The following is a 19024-nucleotide window of genomic DNA, read 5'->3' on the forward strand; positions in this document are numbered from 1 at the left end:
GTGACACCGTCGCTTCTCGCACGCCTGCGGCCTGGGCCACCGCCCGGAGCCCGCCATGGCCCAAGGCTCGGGCCTCGGCGCCCAGCAGCAGTCGACGCTGCCGCTCATCCAGATGCGGCAAGATCGCTGTCAATGTGAGGTCTCAGGACATGGTTAACCAGTCGTTTTCAGGACTTGGTTGACGAGTCGTTGGTCTGGGTGCCCATGCCACGTACGTAGATCCGGGTGATCGGGGCGGTGTTCTTGCGTGGTCTGATGGCGAGTTCTTCTTCGCCGTGCAGGACCCGGAAGTGGGTGTCTTCGATGATGACGGTGACGAGCTTGCCGGCGTGCCTGGGGCCGACCTTGATGAACTGCCCGGCGACCATGAATCGGCCCTGGGCGTGGACACGACGCTGGACGCGGATGGAACCCGGTGCCAGTGGAGGCGGGGGTAGTGGCGTGGCCGCCGAGCGGGCTCCGGTCAGCTTGGCGAGTTCGTCGGTGGGTATCGGGCAGGGCCAGGTGCCGATCAGGGCGTTGTCGGCGATGGCGTGCATGAGGTGGCCGTCCAGGCGGAGCACCACGGTGTGGCCGAGGTGGGCGGGCCCGATGACGATCTTCTGTCCGGCCAGTTTCACGTGGCCGTCGCGGCTGTGGACCTTGCGTTCGACCTCGACTGGTTCTCCGGCGGCGAGGATCGTCCGGCCGATGGCGCGGGGCAGTGCTGCGGTCGCCGGCTCCGGCCCGGCGGGCCGGGCGCCGCGCATGGTCATGTAGGCGAGGTCTTGCGGGAGGAGCCGGGAGGCGAGGGTTCGCACTAGGTGACCGTCGAGCAGCAGGTGGATGCTGCGGATGTCGGCCCACACGGTTAACGTGCGTCCGGCGAGCCCTTGGTGGATCTTCGCGGTCTGCTTGCCGGGCACCAGGGTCAGTGTGCCGCTGGGCGGGACTCGGACCTCCCACTCGATCGCGGTCTCGCTGATGGTGGCGGGTGGCGGCTCGACCACGTCGGCCAGTTCACCCGGCAGGTTCGCCTCGACTGTCGGCGCTGGGCCGGGGAGTTCGTCACGGGCTGGGCCGTGTGGGCGGAACATGCTGGCCGGGATCCGCATGTCCAGCGCTTGGTGCGGCCGGGCGTGGTTGTAGGCGTGTACCCAGGCGTCGATCGCCTCCTGAGCTGCGGCCATCGACTCGAAAGGTGCGACGTGATCGAGCAGTTCCCGGCGCAAGGTCCCATGGAAACGCTCGATCTTGCCCGTGGTCGTGGGTGAGCGGGGCTTGGTGAGGCGCTGGGTGACGCCGTTCTCCCGGCAGACTCGCTCAAACAGCACCTCGACCGGCTGCGGGCGGGTGTGGCGGCCGGTGAACTGCTTGCCATTGTCGGTGAGGACCTCGAACGGCACCCCGTAGCGGCGCATCGCCGTGGTGAAGGCCTGGCAGACCGCGCGCCCGCTGGGCACCGCGACCACCTGCGCGATCACCACGAAGCGAGAGTGGTCGTCGATGCCGGTGACCATTTTGCACTCCCGGCCATCGGCCAACGGCACTCCACCGACCAGATCCATCTGCCACAAATGCATCGGCGCCTCGCGCTGCCAACGCCGATAGACCCGCTGACGACTTTGCTCCTGGCGCCGGGTGAGGCCATTGCGGTCCAGGACGCGATGCACGGTCGCCTTCGACGGGACCGGCTCCAGCCCCTGCTGCCCGAGCTCGAAGCTGATCCGGCGGGCTCCCCAGCGCGGATGCTGGCGCCGGATCTGGCAGATCAGCGCCTCCACTTCAGCGGCGAGTCGTGTCGGGCTGGTCTTGGGCCGTCGTGATCGGTCCTCCAGCCCCGGCAGCCCCTCGGCCTCGAATCGCTTACGCCAGGCATGCACCGACTGCCGCGAGGTCCCGTACCGCGCCGCGACCTCCCCGATGGGCGATCCCGCCAGCACCTCGCGGACTGCCCGATAGCGGTACTCCACCGTCGCCTGCCGGTCCACGAACGCACCCCTCACGCGCTTGATCAAGAAGCCGGAGGAAGAAGATCATGAACGAGCGGCGGGCGTCAACTATGTCCCGATAACGAACGGTGAAGCATGTCCTGAGACCTCACAGCGACAATCGCCTCGAACTTCGCCGCCAGCATCTCCACAGTCTCTGCCAGTATGCCCATACCACACCATCGAACCGGAATCCGGGATGCTACGAGTTATTTTTCGGCGAGTCCTTAGCATCGCGAGGACAATGTTGCGCGACGAGATTTGGGCTCTGGCTCGCACTCGATGATCAATTACTTAGAGTGATGTCAGTAACGCGAATGGATCGCGACGCCGTGGACTGTCGCAGCCTTCTGCGACACTCCCGGAATGCTGAACGTGGAGCTGTTGCGGCCGTTGCTGCGGACCGCCTGGGGGCCTGACACCTGCGACCCGGTAGGCCGTGAACAGTGGCGGCGCGACAACCCGGGCAGAGGGCAGTGCGGGACAACGGCACTGGTAGTTCAGGACTTACTCGGAGGAGACCTGATCCTTGGCGAGGTCCACGTCGATGGGGCCAAGGTCTGGAACCACTATTGGAATCGGCTGCCTGACGGTACCGAAGTGGACTTCACCTTCGATCAATTCCAACCCGGCGAAGTCGTCGCCAATGGTCGCGTACAGCATCGGCCACCGGATGCACCCCGCCGGTGCCGCGAGCAGTACGAGCTGCTGCGGCACCGAGTGCTGACCGCCCTGGCCTCACCGCGACTCGACTGAGCAGGCCCCCGGCGGCGTCGATGAGCTGAGTGGCGGTCTGCGCCTAGGGGGTGTCGGTGAGGGGGCAGGTCGTGGCGGGCGGTCAGGGCGGTAGAGTGCCAGACGCACCGGATGAGCGGCCGGGGGCGTGGGTGTCGATGACCTCATCCAGGGTGAAGCCGAGTTCCTGCAGGCAACAGCCGGCTCAGCGGATTGTCGGAGCTGGCGGTGTGACCGCCTCGCGCAGCTCGGCGGCGGCCTGGGCCATGAGCTGAGCGAGGGTGGTGTCCGGGTCGGCCAGCCAGTGGGGCATGGCGCGCCGGTGGATCGCCAGCACCACGTCGATGATGAAGCGTGCTTTGCCGGGCTCGACGCCGCGGCGCTCGAGCGCCGGTGCCAGCGCGTCGGCGATGTCGGCGAGCTTGATCAGATCGCGCTCGGCCAGTGCCGGGTTGGCGGCGATCACTCTTGCCCGGCGCAGCAGGAACTTGCGTGGGCGGAAGATCTCCTCGGCGGTTCCCAGCGCGGTCAGCAGCGCCTCGATCGGGGTGAGGCCCGGGTCGGCCGCCTCGACCTGGGCGACGAGGTGGGCCTCGAGTTCGTTGCCGGCGAAGAGGACTTCCCGCTTGTCGGGGAAGTAGCGATAGAAGGAGCGCTCCTTCAGACCGGCGGCGCCTGCGATCTGCGCGACTGAGGTGCGCTCGAACCCCTGCGTCTCGAACAGCTCGAGCGCCGCGCGTTCGAGCCGGCCCTGTGCGTCGGATTCCCATCGCGGCATACCCACCAGGGTACGACAACAGGAGCTGTTATCAGCTGGTACGGTCAATGACAACAGATGCTGTTATCAGCCAGGAGATGTCATGAAGGCTCTGCAATTCGACCGGTTCGGTTCCCCGGACGTGATCGTGCTCCGCGACGTCCCACAGCCGGAGCCGGGACCCGGCCAGATCCGGATCGCCGTGCGGGCGTGCGGCCTGACACCGGCCGACTGGCACGTCGTCGACGGTCTCCTCGCCGACCATCTGCCGCCGCTGCCGCGCGGGCTCGGCCTCGAGGTCGCGGGCACCGTCGACGCGCTCGGCGAGGGTGTCACCGGCGTCCAGATCGGCGACCGTGTGTTCGGCCCGGCCACCTTCGACGGCCCGACGGCCGGCGCCGCCGAGTACGCGCTGATGCCGGCCTGGGCACGCATTCCCGAGGGCGTCACCGCCGAGCAGGCCGCCGCGCTGCCGATGGCGGCCGAGACGGCGTGGCGCGCGCTCGACGACCTCGGCGTCCGGCCGGGTGAGCTGCTGCTCGTCCACGGCGCGGGCACCACCGTGGGTGAGGCGGCGGTGCGCTTCGCGCTGCACCGGGGTATTCGGGTGATCGCCACAGCCGGGCCGACTCGGGCCGCCGCCCTGGAAGAGATCGGCGCCCAGGTGACCGCCTACGGCGAGGGCATGGCCGAACGCGTCAGCGCACTGACCCCAGGCCCCGTGGACCGCGCCTTGGACACCGCGCCGACCGGGGGCCGGATCGACCGCGCCGACCAGCCCAGTCCGGCCGGCGGCTCGCTACCGGCCTTGATCGAGCTGACCGGGGATCCCGACCGTGTCCTCACCGTCTCGGACTTCGCCGCCGCAGCCGAACTGGGCGTCCGGATCACCACCGAGATCCGCTACGCCCAGATGCATGAGTTCGCCAGGCTCGCCGGCGAAGGCATCCTGGTCGTACCGGTCGCCCGCACCTACACCCTCGACCAGATCCAGGAAGCGGCCAAACTCAGCCAATCCCGCCGCCCCGGCGGCAAACTCATGCTCGTCCTATGATCGCCCTGCCAACCTGATAAAGCGAGACCACCTCGACGAGGATCGGCGATCACTCTGCTACCGACGTCAGGTGTCACGCCAGCTGACGTTCTCCTGTCGCTCAACACCTGACGGCGTCAGCGGGCAGATGCTCGCCCCAAAGGGCGTCGACCAGCGAACCGGCCGGCACCACCTGCCCGGCCGACAACGCCAGTCGGGCGAGGAAGGCGCGTTGTCTGGCTCCCCCGATGTCGATCGGGGACCCGTCGTCCGCATATGCCCGGACCGGTCCCAGCAGCGCCACTCGCATGACGCCATTATGGTGCTCATACGGCGCAATTTTGGGCGGCCGGGTATGGGGCGGCGGCATGGGCGCCCGCGGGTGCCGGTGCGACGTCCGCGGGCGGGACCTGAGGGCCCTACAGCACCTTGGGCAGGGGCGAGCCGAACGCCGCCTCGATGATGCGATTGAAGGCCGGCAGCCAATTCCAGTCGCAGTTGGTGTTCATCGAGACCAGGCGCCGGCCGTCGGGGGTGCCCATCGTGATGGCGGCCGACCCGTTGGCCATGCCGACCACGGCGTGCAGCACGCTGCCATCGGCCAGCGTCCACTGCGACACACCGGTGCCGTAGCGGGTGTTGGGCAGCCAGTCCCTGGTGGGGACCGTGGTCCACATCTCGCGATGCTGGGCCGGCGCCAGCAGCGTGCCGGAGATCATCGCCCGGGTGAAGCGGAGCATGTCTCCGGTGGTCGACATGACGTTTCCGGCGGCCCACCCGAAGAACGTCGAATCGGAGACGTCAACGGGGTCGGTGTCGGGTCCCTGGAGATGCGACTGGTAGTTCTCCGTGGTCAAGATCGCCGGATCGACGCCGTCTTTGATGAACATCCTCGAGTACAGGTGGGCGTGCTGCCCTCGGAATCCCGCTTCGGGCAGGGGGCGCGCGTAGGTGCCGGCGGTGAGGCCGAGCGGCTGAATGACCGCCCGCTCGACCTCCTGCTCGAACGTACGGCCGGTCGCCTTCTCGATGATCGCTCCGGCCAGGTGGTAGGTGCCGTTGGTATAGGCGAAGTCGGTGCCCGGCTCGAAGATCGGCGGCTTGGACATCTGCAGTTCCAGCAGTTCTTCAACGGTCCAGACATAGTGGCGGTGCTTGGCGAACCCGGCCCGGGTGTGGAAGTTGAGCACCAGGTCACGGTCCCAGCCGACGACCCACAGACCGCTGGTGTGGTTGAGCAGGTTCCTGATAGTGATCTTGCTGCCGTCGTTGCCGTTGCCACTGACCACGCCGGGCAGCCACTGCTCCACCGTGTCGTCCAGACTCAGCTTGCCCTCGGCGGCCAGCTGCAGCACGGTGGCGGAGGTGTATGCCTTGCCGCCGCTGCCGATGTGGAACTGGTCGGCCGGATCACGCCGACGGCCCGTTTCCAGGTCGGCCACCCCCGCCGATCCGAACCAGATGCCGTCCTCATCCTGGATATGGGCGACGATGCCGACAACGCCCAGCTCGGCCGCCGACCAGTCGAGCGCCTCCTGAACCTTGTCCCTGATGTCGGTCATGATGCAGTCCCTTCTGCGATCCGCTGATGGACAGCAACGATGACCAGCCCTGATGACGAGCCGCTGACGCGGCACTCACAAGCCGTACGGCTCGACGCGCCCCTCGTCAGAGGGGAGACCTGCTGGGTGGTTCGGAACCAGGCCGGACAGCGACGCACGGGCTCGTACCAGCGGGCATCGAACCAATAGCGCTACACGCGTTCACCGAGGCATACCCGGCGAGCTCGGCTTCAGGAGCGGCTGCTGACGCCTCTGAGCGATTCGATGCCCGGCTCCAAAGCGCCCACTGTCACTATCTTGTCGGCAGCTCGCTGTCACTAACTGGTCGCGCAACAGACAAGCCAAGGGATTAGATGAAGTGCCAGGTGCAGGGTTCGTTGTTCATAAGCGAGTCGAGGCGGCGCTGCAGCTCAGAGTGAATGGCGGTGTGATCGGCGGCGCGGATGTATGAGGCCAGGGATCGCAGTTCCCTGGCCTCGGCCAGGAGATGGGTGACCGGAGCGGTTTCGACCTCGGGGTCGAGGCCGTAGGCGCGGCAAAAGCCGATCCAGCGGGTGCGGGGGCGGTCGAAGCGGCGGTGCCCGATCAGGGTGGGGATCGCGTCTTGCAGGAGGGGGCCGTGGCTGACGGAGTCCCAGTCGCCCAGCCGCCAACGGCCGGGAGCGCCGAACAGGTTACCGGTGTGGGCGTCGCCGTGCAGCAGACCGTGATCCAGCTCGGCCATCAGGGCGGGCAGGGCCTGCTCGAGGTAGTCGCACCGGCGAACAAGCCACACAGCTTGTCCGGGGTCTACCGGTGCGCTCGCCGGGTCCATGGCGTGGAGGTCGGCTCGTAGGCTCCCCAGAGGCTGCAGGCGGGGAAGTGCTATCGGTGGAAGGCTCATGGTGTGGAGGGTGCGGATGATCGTGGCGAGTTCTTCGGGTGAAGCCGCCCGCCCAGCCATCTGCGGGACGTGGTACCAGGCGGTGGCCAGCCAGCCGTCGATGCCGGCCGGTTGGTCCACGGCTAGCGGAGTGATGGTGGGGAAGCCTTGCTGGGCGAGCCAGCGGGTGACGGTGACGGCGGTGTGCAGACGGGCGGCCACCGTGGTGTTGCCGGGGGCGTACCGTAAGCGCAGGACGGCCTCGGCCGCGGGTAGGTGGAAGACGGCGTTGGCACGCAGATGCAGCAGCCGCATGCCGGTGCTGTCCAGGCCCAGCAGCCGGCATGCCGCCTCGGCGGGTGGCGTCTTGGCCGGGGTCATGTCTGTTCGTGGTCGGTTAGCTGGCGAGGCTGTCGTGCAGCATGTCGTTGAAGTCCTGGACGTCTGTCACACGGGTGTGCGGGGTGAGCCGGTCGGCGAAGTCGCGGATGTGGGCGACGGCGCGGGCGGAGGTGAGCTCTTTGGCTGCGGGGATGGCGGGGGTGGCTAGGGCGAGTGCGTGGTCGAGGTCGCCGAGATCAAGGTAGGCGTGGGCGGCGTGCACGCGGTTGAACTGGGTGGAGCGTGCGTAGCTGGTGCCGAATCCGGCCAATGCCTGTTCGGCGAGGTCGGCGGCTTTGCGGTGTTCGCCCACACATTGCCAGCAGTAGCCCGCTTCCGCGGCCAGTTCGGCCTGGCCGAAGGAGGCGCTCCAGAACGGGTCACGGTCGTTCGGGCCTTGGGAGAAGTGGCGTTCGGCCTGGCTGAGGAGAAGACCGACCTGGCGGCGGGCGTGGGCGCCACGCTGGTCTGCGGTCTGTGCGGTGACGGCTTCGGCTCGGGCCTGGCGGAGCATCAGCAGCGCCTCGACTCTGGGTGGTGCGCCTGCCTGACGGCCCGCGTCCCGAGCGGCTGTGGCAAGCCGTAGCGCCCACCGGCCGTGGCCGAGGTCGCATGCCTGCTGGGCCAAAGCCGCGAGTACATAGGCGGCGATGAGCTGATCATCGGCGGCCTTGGCGAGGTTGAGGGCTTGGCCGTAGTGGCGTTGAGCTTGACCGTGATGTCCGAGGTCGTAGGCCATCCATCCGGCTAGCTGCGTCATGCTGGAGGCGGCCGACAACAGCTCACCTCTGGTGTCGTTCCTGTAGGTGCCGGCGAGCATGGCGCTGAGCTGGGAGTCGAGAAAGTCGGTGACGGCCGGGCGGACCAGCCCGGCACCGAACTGGTGATCCATCTGCGAGAACGCCTGGCGTGCCTCCCGGACCCGCGCCACATCCGCAGCCCCCACCTGCCTGACCGTCTGCTTGTGCTCGGTCCGCACACCACCGGAACCTGTGGTCGTGGGTGCGTCATAAGCCCACGACACGAGCCATTCGCTCAGCAGCGATGGCATGAACGGCAGTGCGGCCAGCAGGTGCCTGCGTGATGTGTCCATTTCCAACCTCCACAACTGCCTGGCCGTCTCCACACTGGATGCCTGAAACATGGGCTCGGCCAGCCCCGCATCGTCTATGGCCACATCGGCACACGGCGTGAGGGAGGAGCACGCGGTGACCTGGAACCAGGCATCGACCTCACCCGATTTGGCGTCCCACTGCTCGGCCAGCACCTTGCGGTAGAACGGCCGCACGTTCTGGGTTCCGCGTTCCCACCGCGCCCACGTGCTGAGTGAGACGCCGATCTGGCCTGCGGCTTGTTCCTGGGTCAGACCACGCTGCAGCCGCGCCCGGATCAGGCCGGGGCGGGACTGCTTGACCGGCCCGTCCTCGGGGGAAGGGTTTCGCTGCTCTGGTTGGTGGGTCACCACGCCACGCTCCCTCAGCGCCTAGGGGACCACACAGCATGCGCCGACTCCAACCCCCGACTCCAGCCTGACTGGGAAACGCCCTGCAAACGCCCTACCTCGCCTATCGGGCGTCACCTGGGCGCGGTCAACGCCCTGCAGCCGCCCTTCCGCAGGACGTCCGGCAGCGGGTTCCATTGGTGACCGTCACCCGGCGTGACCAAGGCGCGGTGGGTGGCAGCAACCCGGCCCGGAAGTCAGAACATCGCCTGGCTCCTTCGGACCGTCGATTCGGGACCGTATCGCCTTGTGCGGGACTGGGAGCTAGCCGAGCCTCAGTCATCCGTGGGGCGAGGACCCGGTAGCGCTCGGCCAGCTCGGGGTGCTAGCCGAGCACACGAGGAGGACACCGTTGATGATCGAGAGTTAGCGAGACGACGATGGCGATCTACTCCTTTCCACCCACACAACCGCTTCAGCCGGTCGGCATCCTCTACCTGGCATGCAGCGACCGGGCCCCGTATCTGGCCCGGGAGGCTGTCAGCGTGTGGCTGAGAGCCGCGCATCCCGCCCGGGAGATCACGGTGCTGGCGGCCTCGGAGCTGGTCACCAACGCCGTCCGGTACGCCGACGCCAGCCGCCCCGGCGGCGAGAGCGGGGACAGCGGGGTCGACGGTGAGAACAGCCGCGGCTTGATCACGCTCAAGCTGTGTCAGGGCAGCGACTACCTGCGGCTGGGCGTCACCGATCCCGGCTCATCCTGCTCGCAGCCATCAGCCATCCCGCTGCAGGCGCCGAGCCTGGAGGCCGAGCGCGGCCGAGGGCTGGCGATCGTGCAGGCGCTGTCACGCGGCCGGTGGGGCAGCTTCCGGCTGCCGGTCACCGAACGACGCGTGGTGTGGTGCCATCTCGATCTCGACCCGACTCCGGCCCAGATCGAGGAGCTGTTCCTCACTCCGGCGTAGCCGGCCGACCTCGTCACCCACCTTCCCAAGCTCACGCCAGCCATCCAGAAGGGCGGAGAACCGTCATGCGCCGCCACCACCTGCTCATGCTCGCCCCGGTGCTGGTCGCAGCCGCCTATGTCGGCTGGATCACCGCTGCCCCCGGCACCATCCCCACGCCTGTGGTGGTTGCGGTGCTCATCGGTGGACCGAGCCTCTTCCTCGGTGCGGTGCTCGAGCATCGCTGGCGGGCCTGCCGCCGCGTGGCCCGCAGCCGCTCACTGTTCGGCCCCTGAACCGGTACCCGTCGCAGTTCCCTTCCCGTTGCGCGCCTTCCCCTTTTCGTTTCCCGATTGGAGTTCGTCGTGTCTCCTCGCAAGCTGGTCAACGGGCTACTGCCGGCCAGCCATCACCGCCGCCTTCGCGCTCTTCGCCGTAGCAGCTCCTGCCGAGGTGATCCGGCCGGTGGCGCTGACGGTGCTCGGCCTCATCGCGGCCTGGGTCCTCGGGGTCGTGGCATGGGCGGTCTACCTCGTGTGGCGGCGTCCAAGGCCGAACCAGAACCAGCCGTCCGTTTGAAGGCCGTCACCCCCGTACCCCGACAGACCGACGCCGTACGTGGCCCGCGCGTCGTCTTCTCTTCCCCTGACCGTCCTCGGAGTCGACCATGCCCGATCCCGTTCCGTCCGCCATCGCCGACCAGGCCGCCGTCTACCTCACCGCCCTGCAGCAGTTGTTGCGCGAGCGGGGATTACTCGCTCGGGTGCTGACCGAGGAGGGCCGCCTGCCACGCCTACGGGTGATCAACCCGCAGGCCACCGCGCTGGTCGAGGTCTTGTCAGCGGCGCCGCGGGAGGGCGAGTGGTTCTTCTGGTAGTCCTGGGTACAGCCCATCGTCGAGGTCGCCCGTCCCGATCGCGCGGCCGAACGCATCGGCCGGGTACTGGCGGTAGCACGCCCGCACGCGGCCTGACCCGCACGGACCGCACCGACCGGGACCCGTGGCCGCCCGCCGTGACGCGGCCCCGTCGCCGCCCTGTCGTGGGCGTCAGCGGCCGGGGGCCGGGCAACATGCGCTGTCATCACGGTGACCGGCCGTTGGGGGCGGGGCCGACGGTGGCAGCGCCCTCACCGGCGCTCCCGCGATCGGGGTGCGTGTCCGGCGGTGGCACCCCAATGGGAGGCCCGGGCGGGTGAGGCCAACCCGCAATGGCTTCTCGGAGTGGGCGCCAGGTCATGTACCGGCGTGACCGGCGTCCTTCCGAGTCCGAGGTGACCGCGCGCTGCTAAGGGCGTGGTCACCTGCGGTGGCTGGCTCCGCACGGCGGCCAGTCACCGCCGGTGCGGCGATCACGCGGGTCCCCCGCTCGCGTTGATCGCCGCCCGGGGGCGGCCCCTCGTCTGTGGAGGGAACCCATCGCGAATGCCGACTCCGCGATGGGGAGGGGCCGCCCCTTTCCCGGACGTGCTCGAAGGGAGATGTGAAGGCTTCTCGGGACCGATGCGGCCGGCGGATGCGCAGACCCGCCCGGCCGCGCTCCCGAGGATGGGTGACCGCGAGCGCCTACGGCAACCGCGGACGCGGTCACCTTTGGGTGGCTGACCGGCGTTCAGGAGGGCCGGTCAGCCACTCCTTCCGAGACGATCGGGCGGTTCCCCTTTTCGCCTGGTCGTCTGGTGGGCGGTCCTGTGCGCTGGTGCGGATCGCGGCGGCTGGGGCCGCGAGGCGCAGGACCGCCCACCCCCGGAGCTGAACAACGTCTGGGAGCAGCACCTGCCGGTCACCGCGGCGGCCGCTCCCGGACCCGGCTCTCCCCCGGAGAGGGGAGGTGGCTGCTCAGGCCCGCCCGGCGGAGAGCAGCCACGTCCTCGGCTGATCGGCATGGAACCCGGTCGGCCAAGGGCCGACGGGTCGGTGCAGCCGCTAGCTTCACCAGGCCGTCACGGGCGGCTCCAGCCGGGTCACACGTGCGTGGGAATCCGGGCCACGACACGAACCGCTGGAGCCGCCCACCCCCACACAGAGGCGCAACCAGAACGTCCGGCAGCGGGCGCACTGCCTCCCTCGTGCACCGCTGCCGGGCCTGAGGGCCTTCGGGACGAAGCCCACCGGGGAGCCACCCTCCCCGGTGAGCGGCTCATCCCGTCCCAAGGCCCTCCCCTTCCCCCAGGGGAAGGAAGACACAGGAAAGGGGAGGCAGGCCAACGTCCAGCTGACCTGTCTCCCCTGTTTGTTACCTGCTCACAGCTCTTAACTGGTGGGCAGGTGGATCACCGTCCCACCGGCCTCGCCTGACGCCTCGCACTTTCCTATGGCGCGCGTGGTGCGCCGACCGGGCGGCACCGGCCGGGATACGGGCGCGGGTGTCCCGGTCAGGAACGCGGCGGTGGCTTCGGCCGCCGCTGCTGCGGCTTCGGGGTAGACGCTGGTGTAGGTGTCGCGGGTGAAGGATGCGGTCTTGTGGCCGAGGCTCTCCTGGACCAGTTTGATGTCCACCCCGGCGGCGAGCATGGCGGTGGCGGCCAGGTGGCGCAGGTCGTGCAGCCGGATCGGCGGCAGGCCGGCCTGGTAGCAGATCCAGTAGAAGCGGTCGGTCACCTGCTGCGGGTGCAGCGGCCGGCCGATCTCGTCGGTGAAGACGAACCCCGACTCCACCCAATCCGGTCCTGCGGCCAGCCGCTCCTTGGCCTGCCGTCGTTGGTGTTCCTTCAGGCAGGTCATCGACTCGATGTCGACGGCGATCTCACGGTCGCTAGCGTCGGTCTTCGGAGTGCCCTGGATGGGGTCCCAGCCGAGCTGGGTGATCTGCCAGTGGATCCCGATCCTGCAGGTCTTGTAGTTGACGTCCGGCTTGCGGATGCCGACACCCTCCCCTCGGCGTAGGCCGTTGATCGCATACAGCCGGTACAGCGCGAACAGGCGATCCTTTCTGGCGTAGGCGAGGAACTGCTGGGTCTGCTGCGGGGTCCACACCATCACCGGCGACGGACGCGGCGCACCGATATAGGCGACGACCGGGTCGACCCGCTTTCCCCCACGGGACCCCTTGAGCAGGTCCAGATGTTCCGCGTGATCGAGGCGCCACTGGGCGACGCGCTCCTCGGTCCACACCAGCGGCTTGGGCCGGGAAGCCGCAGCCAGCTCGACGACAGCGGCGGGGTTGAAGTCCAGCAGCCGATCCTGACGGATCGCCACGTTCAACGCGTGCCGCAAGGTGGCGCGGATGCGGTGCATGGTGGTCGGGCCGACCGGACGCCGATACCGCACCGCGAGGACGCGGGCGGGGTCGCCGCTGGCGCGTTCGGTCGCGATAATGTCGTTGAACTCCTCGATCGCGTCGAACATGCCCGCAATGTCGGAGACGCGCAGCCGATCCAGCCGGATATCGCCCAGGTACGGGATCAGATACAGCCGGATGTGGGATTCATACGAGCGCCGGGTTGTCGGTTCGATGGCGCGCTTGCGCCCCAGGAACTCCTCCAGCCATTCGGCCACGGTGACGTGCCGGTTCAGATCCTGACGCGTGCGGACCTTGCGCCGCACTTCCTCGGTGTCGGGCAGCCGTGTGGTGTCCTTGAGCACCGACAGCATCAGCGCGACGATCTGCCTGCGCACGGCCGGGTCGGAGTCCAGGGCGAGCAGACCGCGGGCGTGATCAAGCTCCGCCTCGGCATCCTCCAGCGTCGCAAACCCCCTGCGGCGCAGCGGGGTACGGCGCCTGCCGTCGGCGTGCGCGGGCAGCTCGAGCTGGTAGGCCCAGGTGCGTGCGTCGAGCTCCACCGCTTGCCGCCACCTGCGTGCGCGGTGCGCAGCTTCGGACACGTTTTGCCGATGTTCTTGCCGGTCTCGGGATCGACGCAGGCGCAGATCTTATGCGTGGTGCCCTTGGCGACGCCCTCCCTACCTGTCGCCTTCGCCGTCGTGGCCGGGGTAGTGGCCATCGTGCTCATCCTTCCTGTCCCGCCGGACGGCTGGCGCTGTCCGGACTGGTGTGATCGACTAGTTCATCTGGCGGGTCGAGAAGCGCCCGCAGTGCGCGCACCGGTACGGCGTAGCGGCCGCCGATGCGCAGCACCCGGCACGGAAACGCGCCCGTCTTGGCCAGCCGGTAGGCCGTGGTGCGGCCGATGCCGAGCAGCCGCCCGGCCGCCAGCAGGCCGACCACCTCCGGCGCCTGCGGCGTCCCGGCAGATTCAGCTACCGAGACGCTGGTCGGGGTTGTGCTGGTCACTCATCACCTCCATGAGCGTTGAAAGTCAGGTCTGGTGGGCCGCGCGGAATGTTCGGCCCGGAATGGCCGGGCGGGCTGTGATGGGCGCTACTCCGCCACCCCGGCCCCGCCAGTCACCCGGCCGGGGTGCCGGGGGTGGGTGGGGTTGGTGGCGGCGGTATCGACGCCCACCTTGTTGGCCCGTGTCAAGCGAAATCCGCAGGTCAGGGCACGAACCCCTGTTCACGGCCCGCATCCGGGCCAGGAACACGGGCCCACGCGGCGCTACCCCAGCTCGCGGCCGTCTCGAAGATGGGAGCCAGGCGCAGTGGCCGGCCCCGGTGGCTACGGCAACCTCTGCGGACGTATGAAGACCAGCAGGTCCTCATGCGCTACCGCGTGAATGGGCACGCCGCGCACCCACGCCTTACGCGCCTCATGAAGCTGGAAGAACGAGGCCCGGTTCAACAAGGCGCCGTCGCCGAGCCCGCACAGCAGGCACACGATCCGGTCGGCGAACACCAGCCCGGCCTCCTGGGCGACCTGGTGGACGTGGCCGGGCAGGTCGACCAGTTCCCCGCGCACCCGGTAGGGCCGGACCGTGATCGCCACCACGCCGCCGGGCCGCAGCAGCTGCACGCATCCGGCCAGGATGCGGCCGAACCCGTCCAGCAGGGCGGGGAGCTGCTGGTGGGCAAGGTTGGCGCGATCGGCTGAGTAGTGGTGGTTCCACTTGCGCACCCCCGGCTGGCCGGTGTCGCGGGTGGAGCGGATGTGGCCGTGGGTGGCCGCGCCGTACGGCGGTGAGGTCAGCACCAGCGCCGCCCGCCCGGCCAGATCGGGCAGCAGGCGGGCGATGTTGCGGGCGTCCCCGGCCACCACCCGCCCGAACCCATCGGCGCCCTGACTACGGGCGTGGGCGAGGTTGGCGACCGCCAGGCGCGCCCATTTCTCCTCGTACTCCACGCCCGCAGCGTGCCTGCCCAGGTGCGCGGCTTCGACCAGGGTGGTGCCGATCCCGCACATCGGATCGACCACCAGCTCGCCCGGCCTCGCGTAGGTGCCGACCACGCGGGCCGCGATGGAGGGCAGCATCTTGCCGGGGTGGCGCATCGACTCGGGCACGTACCGGCCTCGTCGTTGCACCCGCGAGGGCTGCTGACCGGTCGCCCACACCGAGGTCGTCACCTCGCCCGTCGCCTTGTCATCCGATGTCGTCTTGGTCATCAACGCTCCCCGCCGATCTGCGTCCTGGTGGTGTCGGTCGGTTCGTCGAGAGCGTCGGCGGTCGGAGTTCGCGGTGGTGCTGAAGGCAGCGATGTCCTCGCCCGGCTGAACAGCAGAACGTCGCTGTGCGCCCGTGCGCTCGCCGGCAGCCCGGCGCACCCCGGAAGCTGCTGCCGTCGAGCCAGGTCGCGGTGGGAGTGGCCTGACTCGACGTGGTCTGCGCGGGCGGGCTGGCGCAGGGCGATGATGTGCTGCAGATACACCAGGCCCGCCTGCCGCGCCAGGGCGATGATCTCCGGCAGCGGATCGACCACAGCGCCGTGGTGGAGCAGGCCGGTGACCACGGCCAGGTGCCCGCCCGGCTTGACCAGGCCCGCCGCCGAGACGATGTCGTAGACCTGGGCGTCGTCGTCCGAGCACCCGTGTCTGGGGCTGGGCTGGTCGCAGCTCTGCTCCGATACCACCAGTGCGGCACCATGAGCGAGGTCGGCCAGTAGCGGCGGCGCCTCCTCATCATCGTCGTCGTGCGGATCGCGAACGTGCAGATCGGTGACACGTAGGTCGGTGACCTGCAGGTCGTAGTCCGGGTGGGTGCGCGCCAGCCGGGTCCAGCTCACGCCCGCACGGCCCGGGTCGGTGAAGACGGCCACAGGCAGACAGCCCGCCGTCAGCGCGGCCGAGACCACCTGGTGGTCACTGGCGCCCAGATGGATGACGGTCTCGCCCATGCGGGTGCAGGCGGCGATCAGGTGACGGGCCAGCGGGCCGCTGACCGGGTGACAGCACCCCGCCTTGCAGGTGGCGATGGTTTCGGTGTCGGCGGCGGTCAGCCACACCGTCAGCGGCAGATGCCCCCGAGCCGGGTCCTGCGCCTCGCGGTTCACGGCGAGTTCGCCGCGGGTGTGGCCGGTCGGTCCGCTGGTGGTCGAGTCTGTGGTGACGGGGCCGGGGACGGTGATGGAGTCGGTGGTGGCGTGGGTGGTGGGTTCGGTCATGTGGGTGTGGCCCGGGCACCGGGTCACTGATCCCTGTCACTTATCCAAATACCTGCGGCCAGGGCTGAGTTGGGACACGACGGCAAGCAAAGATCACGTCATGCCGGTCCGGCCACGCTCGTCCGAGCCCTCGTCCGGGGTCCCTTCCTCGGTTGTTCACGGCCTGTGGACAGCCTTCGCCGACTGCCCGCCTGCACGCATCATCGAGTTCGGCCCTGGCATCCGATCGGTTGCGCTACCGCACCTCAAATACGCCGTTCACTCAACGTGTCTGGCCGATTACACCCACACTGGTGCGGTGTACGGGTCGGACGCTGGAGGGGGGTCCGACCCGTCCGGGGTGTCCTGGCCCGGTCGCCTTCCGCGCCGGGCCAGCGCCTCACACCACCGCAGCTCAACCACCAGCACCATCCATGTTCGACCCTGTTTTCGCAGGTCACAGCGATTTCGGACAAGTTCCGGGCAGCGACTGGCAGGGGCGGCCTACCCTGCTGAGGGACAGCTGCACGGATGAGGCGATGGGAGATGGCCGGCCTGCCGAGCCGCGAGGATGAGCTGGCCGCGCGCCGCTTGGCCAAGCTGGCCGATCAGGTGAAGACGATGCTGGCCGCCAACCTGAAGCCGGAGTAGCGCGGCTTCTACGGTCAGCTTCTGCTCACTCCTGAGGAGGTGGCCGAGCTGGGTGAGGTGGCTGAGGTCCGCAAGGCGGCCCGTGCCGCCGGGCGGCAGCTCGGCTGGAAGGTCCGCACCCACGTCAGCGAGGACGGCACTGACGGCACCCTGCTGGTGATGGATGACCGTGACCCGCCCCACGAGATTCGGATGCTGGCGTCGCGCCGGGCGGCCGAAGCCGCCGCCGCTGTCATCACCTGCGCCCAGAACGAAGCCCGCATGCGCCGTACCAGCCAGCCCAGCACCCTCCCGACTCCGCCGGACGACCCCGACCAGGACCTCTGAACGCCTGGCCAACGCCATCGACCGCGATGGCGATGCCGCAAGTGATCGTGTAGCGAGCCGCGCCCCAGGTCAGGGGCGTCTACCACTTTGACGCAAGCTTGACCCAAGAATCTCGGACGCCTAACGTTCTCGCAGGTCAACACAGGTTTCCGCGCTCTGGCTCCCGGCAGGTGATCTCCGCCGCCAGGCGGGCCCAGACCTTCAGTTCAGCCATTTCCGCAGGTCACACATGGTTCCGGAGAGTGAATCAATGCTGGCGTGATCTTTGCCGTGCCCGATGTCTGACCATTTTCTGCCCGGATCTTGTACGGGCGCTCTGACCGGATGGCGACGTCCCAACCACCTCTCCACCTCGGGAGCGCCGCCATGTTCCACACCTCGGAGCACTTCTGCACGGACACCACCACCTCGACCGCTGTAGCTCCAACCGGTTCGCTACCGCTGGACGTGGCCGGGCACGCCTTCGACCTGCTCATGCGCGGCCCCGAACCGCTGTCCATCGACGGGGCGGGCCTCCCGGCCCGGCCGATCCCGATAGACGAACTGCGGGTGATGCTGATGCACCGCTCCTGCACACGCACCACCCGCGACCAGGTGTGGCGGCACCTCATCACCCAGGCCCGCACCCACCGGGGCGCGTGGATGGTCGCCGCCGTCGCCCTCGCCCGCCCAATGCTGGGCCGCCTCATCACCGCCCTGACCGACAAAGCACATCCCGACCAGGCCGACCACCCGGCCCGGCTTGCCCGCATGGACCAGGAAGACCTGGAAGCCGAGGTCCTGACCGCCTTCATGGAAGCCCTCATCCGGGTAAAGCTTGCCTGGTCACACCCGCTGCTGCGGCTGTCCCGGCTCACCCAGTTCACGGTTCTGCGGGCGCTGGCCGTCGAGCCGCCGCGGCTCCTTCCGAAGCCCGACCAGGTCGACAGCACCGAGAACGGGCCACAGACCCTCGCCTACCCAGCCGGCCATCCCGACCTGCTGCTGGCCCAAGCCGTCACCGACGGCGTCATCACCCAGGCTGAGGCGGAGCTGATCGGGCTCACCCGGCTGGAGAGCATCCCGCTGTCGTCCTACTGCCGTCGTCGCGGCCTGCTGTACTGCACCGTGCTCAAGCGCCGCCAACGCGCCGAACACGCCCTCTACCAGGCGATTCTCCAGCACCGCCTGTAGCGATCGGACCAGCGCCAGCGCGAAGACGCGAGCAAAGATCACGCCAAATCCGCTGGCTCCGATGTCTGAACTCGGCTCTTCGACCAGGTCTTTGGACAAGTGAAGGCAGCGCGGAAAAGGGGCGCCGAGCCCGGCAGCCGGGGCCCGTGCCTGGTCACCGGTCCCTGTCACCCGGCCCAGCCCACCCATTCCACGCCCTCGAAGGAGGACGCCCACCCGGCCCCGCAGCCGGGCCCGGCCCCCTCCGCGCCGCCCACACCCCGCACCACATTCGCCAGCTCGACCCGCGCCAGAACTACCGGGAGGCAGCCCATGATCCGCCCGCGCCGCGCCACCACCTCGCAAGCCCACAGCCTGAAGATCGCCCTGGCCGCCCTGTTCGTCCTCCTCACGCTCGCGCTGGGCATCCTGCTCAGCTACGCCCTCGCACACGCCACCAGCGCGACTCCCACGTACGGTCAGGTGCTGGCCGCGCCGGAGTCGCTGAACGCAGTGATCGACAACCTGCGCAACGTCATCGTCGGTCTGCTCGTCGCCCTCGCGACGCTCTTCCTCACCGTGGCCGGGGTGCGCTACATCCTGGCCGGCGGCGACCCCGGCGAAGTCGAGGCCGCCAAGAAGGGACTGCGCTATGCCGGGCTCGGCTACGGCATCGCCGCCCTGGCCCCGCTCCTGGTGACCATCCTCAAAGGAATCGTGGGCGCAGAGTGAGCCGCCGCCACCAGCGGCGACGACCCCAAGGGGTGAGCCGGCTGCGCCGCGCCTGCTTCGTGTTG

The 19024-nt window shown here is 69.1% G+C and carries 18 protein-coding genes; 8 read left to right on the forward strand and 10 right to left on the reverse strand.

Annotated features, from left to right (window positions below):
- Nucleotides 1-167 precede the first annotated feature (167 nt).
- A complete protein-coding gene (locus tag FVE25_RS52125; RefSeq protein ID WP_219826032.1) occupies nt 168-1985 on the reverse strand; it encodes an IS481 family transposase in 1818 nt (605 codons plus the stop codon).
- 351 nt (nt 1986-2336) lie between these two features.
- Here FVE25_RS52125 and FVE25_RS52130 point away from each other — a divergent pair, with 351 nt between their 5' ends.
- Nucleotides 2337-2726: a YunG family protein gene (locus FVE25_RS52130; protein ID WP_157254866.1), complete on the forward strand. Its 390-nt coding sequence runs from the start codon at nt 2337-2339 to the stop codon at nt 2724-2726.
- A 184-nt stretch (nt 2727-2910) separates the two neighbouring features.
- On the opposite strand, the gene FVE25_RS52135 is transcribed toward FVE25_RS52130, so the two are convergent.
- A complete protein-coding gene (locus tag FVE25_RS52135; RefSeq protein ID WP_157254867.1) occupies nt 2911-3483 on the reverse strand; it encodes a TetR/AcrR family transcriptional regulator in 573 nt (190 codons plus the stop codon).
- Nucleotides 3484-3565: 82 nt separating this feature from the next.
- Here FVE25_RS52135 and FVE25_RS52140 point away from each other — a divergent pair, with 82 nt between their 5' ends.
- Nucleotides 3566-4516: an NADP-dependent oxidoreductase gene (locus FVE25_RS52140; protein ID WP_157254868.1), complete on the forward strand. Its 951-nt coding sequence runs from the start codon at nt 3566-3568 to the stop codon at nt 4514-4516.
- Nucleotides 4517-4616: 100 nt separating this feature from the next.
- On the opposite strand, the gene FVE25_RS52145 is transcribed toward FVE25_RS52140, so the two are convergent.
- From FVE25_RS52145 to FVE25_RS54190, 4 genes are all read right to left on the reverse strand, one after another.
- A complete protein-coding gene (locus FVE25_RS52145) occupies nt 4617-4805 on the reverse strand; it encodes an AfsR/SARP family transcriptional regulator (RefSeq protein ID WP_157254869.1) in 189 nt (62 codons plus the stop codon).
- 109 nt (nt 4806-4914) lie between these two features.
- Nucleotides 4915-6057, reverse strand: coding sequence for a serine hydrolase domain-containing protein (locus tag FVE25_RS52150; RefSeq protein ID WP_157254870.1), 1143 nt, complete (start codon nt 6055-6057; stop codon nt 4915-4917).
- A gap of 349 nt (nt 6058-6406) precedes the next feature.
- A complete protein-coding gene (locus FVE25_RS52155) occupies nt 6407-7300 on the reverse strand; it encodes a phosphotransferase (RefSeq protein WP_157254871.1) in 894 nt (297 codons plus the stop codon).
- A 16-nt stretch (nt 7301-7316) separates the two neighbouring features.
- Nucleotides 7317-8762 (reverse strand): helix-turn-helix domain-containing protein, encoded by a 1446-nt coding sequence (locus FVE25_RS54190; RefSeq protein ID WP_181019992.1) that lies wholly within the window; start codon nt 8760-8762, stop codon nt 7317-7319.
- 419 nt (nt 8763-9181) lie between these two features.
- Between FVE25_RS54190 and FVE25_RS52165 the strand changes: the two genes are divergently transcribed.
- The 3 genes from FVE25_RS52165 (at nt 9182) to FVE25_RS52175 (ending at nt 10562) form a co-directional block, all read left to right on the forward strand.
- A complete protein-coding gene (locus FVE25_RS52165) occupies nt 9182-9706 on the forward strand; it encodes an ATP-binding protein (RefSeq protein ID WP_281367995.1) in 525 nt (174 codons plus the stop codon).
- Between the two features lie 65 nt (nt 9707-9771).
- On the forward strand, nt 9772-9981 hold the full coding sequence (locus FVE25_RS52170; RefSeq protein WP_157254873.1) for a hypothetical protein: 210 nt from the start codon (nt 9772-9774) through the stop codon (nt 9979-9981).
- A 371-nt stretch (nt 9982-10352) separates the two neighbouring features.
- Entirely contained in the window at nt 10353-10562 is a 210-nt protein-coding gene (locus FVE25_RS52175; RefSeq protein ID WP_157254874.1) for a hypothetical protein, read from the forward strand.
- 1374 nt (nt 10563-11936) lie between these two features.
- Here the strand turns inward: FVE25_RS52175 and FVE25_RS52180 are convergent.
- From FVE25_RS52180 to FVE25_RS52195, 4 genes are all read right to left on the reverse strand, one after another.
- Nucleotides 11937-13466, reverse strand: a complete 1530-nt coding sequence (locus FVE25_RS52180) for a site-specific integrase (RefSeq protein ID WP_157254875.1) — start codon at nt 13464-13466, stop codon at nt 11937-11939.
- Nucleotides 13467-13632: 166 nt separating this feature from the next.
- Nucleotides 13633-13917, reverse strand: a complete 285-nt coding sequence (locus tag FVE25_RS52185; RefSeq protein WP_157254876.1) for a helix-turn-helix transcriptional regulator — start codon at nt 13915-13917, stop codon at nt 13633-13635.
- A 324-nt stretch (nt 13918-14241) separates the two neighbouring features.
- Nucleotides 14242-15123 carry a TRM11 family SAM-dependent methyltransferase gene (locus tag FVE25_RS52190; RefSeq protein WP_157254877.1) on the reverse strand — a complete coding sequence of 294 codons (882 nt, stop codon included), beginning with the start codon at nt 15121-15123 and terminating at the stop codon, nt 14242-14244.
- Nucleotides 15123-16118 carry a hypothetical protein gene (locus FVE25_RS52195; protein ID WP_157254878.1) on the reverse strand — a complete coding sequence of 332 codons (996 nt, stop codon included), beginning with the start codon at nt 16116-16118 and terminating at the stop codon, nt 15123-15125. The genes FVE25_RS52190 and FVE25_RS52195 overlap by 1 nt, the downstream gene beginning before the upstream one ends.
- A 669-nt stretch (nt 16119-16787) precedes the next feature.
- Here FVE25_RS52195 and FVE25_RS52200 point away from each other — a divergent pair.
- The 3 genes from FVE25_RS52200 to FVE25_RS52210 all read left to right on the forward strand — a co-directional run bounded on the left by FVE25_RS52200 (nt 16788) and on the right by FVE25_RS52210 (nt 18959).
- Nucleotides 16788-17075 (forward strand): hypothetical protein, encoded by a 288-nt coding sequence (locus FVE25_RS52200; RefSeq protein WP_157254879.1) that lies wholly within the window; start codon nt 16788-16790, stop codon nt 17073-17075.
- Nucleotides 17076-17441: 366 nt separating this feature from the next.
- A complete protein-coding gene (locus FVE25_RS52205; RefSeq protein ID WP_157254880.1) occupies nt 17442-18248 on the forward strand; it encodes a hypothetical protein in 807 nt (268 codons plus the stop codon).
- 312 nt (nt 18249-18560) lie between these two features.
- Complete coding sequence (locus tag FVE25_RS52210; protein ID WP_219826033.1) at nt 18561-18959, forward strand: pilin; 399 nt, start codon at nt 18561-18563, stop codon at nt 18957-18959.
- Nucleotides 18960-19024: the final 65 nt, after the last annotated feature.

Origin of the sequence: Nonomuraea typhae (assembly GCF_009760925.1) — a bacterium.
GTDB lineage: Bacteria > Actinomycetota > Actinomycetes > Streptosporangiales > Streptosporangiaceae > Nonomuraea > Nonomuraea typhae.

What these genes read in the sequence shown, in the direction of transcription:
- FVE25_RS52130 (WP_157254866.1), top strand. Translation starts at nt 2,337, where the DNA reads ATGCTGAACGTGGAGCTGTTGCGGCCGTTGCTGCGGACCGCCTGGGGG.
- FVE25_RS52135 (WP_157254867.1), bottom strand. Translation starts at nt 3,483, where the DNA reads ATGCCGCGATGGGAATCCGACGCACAGGGCCGGCTCGAACGCGCGGCG.
- FVE25_RS52140 (WP_157254868.1), top strand. Translation starts at nt 3,566, where the DNA reads ATGAAGGCTCTGCAATTCGACCGGTTCGGTTCCCCGGACGTGATCGTG.
- FVE25_RS52145 (WP_157254869.1), bottom strand. Translation starts at nt 4,805, where the DNA reads ATGCGAGTGGCGCTGCTGGGACCGGTCCGGGCATATGCGGACGACGGG.
- FVE25_RS52150 (WP_157254870.1), bottom strand. Translation starts at nt 6,057, where the DNA reads ATGACCGACATCAGGGACAAGGTTCAGGAGGCGCTCGACTGGTCGGCG.
- FVE25_RS52155 (WP_157254871.1), bottom strand. Translation starts at nt 7,300, where the DNA reads ATGACCCCGGCCAAGACGCCACCCGCCGAGGCGGCATGCCGGCTGCTG.
- FVE25_RS52165 (WP_281367995.1), top strand. Translation starts at nt 9,182, where the DNA reads ATGGCGATCTACTCCTTTCCACCCACACAACCGCTTCAGCCGGTCGGC.
- FVE25_RS52170 (WP_157254873.1), top strand. Translation starts at nt 9,772, where the DNA reads ATGCGCCGCCACCACCTGCTCATGCTCGCCCCGGTGCTGGTCGCAGCC.
- FVE25_RS52175 (WP_157254874.1), top strand. Translation starts at nt 10,353, where the DNA reads ATGCCCGATCCCGTTCCGTCCGCCATCGCCGACCAGGCCGCCGTCTAC.
- FVE25_RS52190 (WP_157254877.1), bottom strand. Translation starts at nt 15,123, where the DNA reads ATGACCAAGACGACATCGGATGACAAGGCGACGGGCGAGGTGACGACC.
- FVE25_RS52195 (WP_157254878.1), bottom strand. Translation starts at nt 16,118, where the DNA reads ATGACCGAACCCACCACCCACGCCACCACCGACTCCATCACCGTCCCC.
- FVE25_RS52205 (WP_157254880.1), top strand. Translation starts at nt 17,442, where the DNA reads ATGTTCCACACCTCGGAGCACTTCTGCACGGACACCACCACCTCGACC.
- FVE25_RS52210 (WP_219826033.1), top strand. Translation starts at nt 18,561, where the DNA reads ATGATCCGCCCGCGCCGCGCCACCACCTCGCAAGCCCACAGCCTGAAG.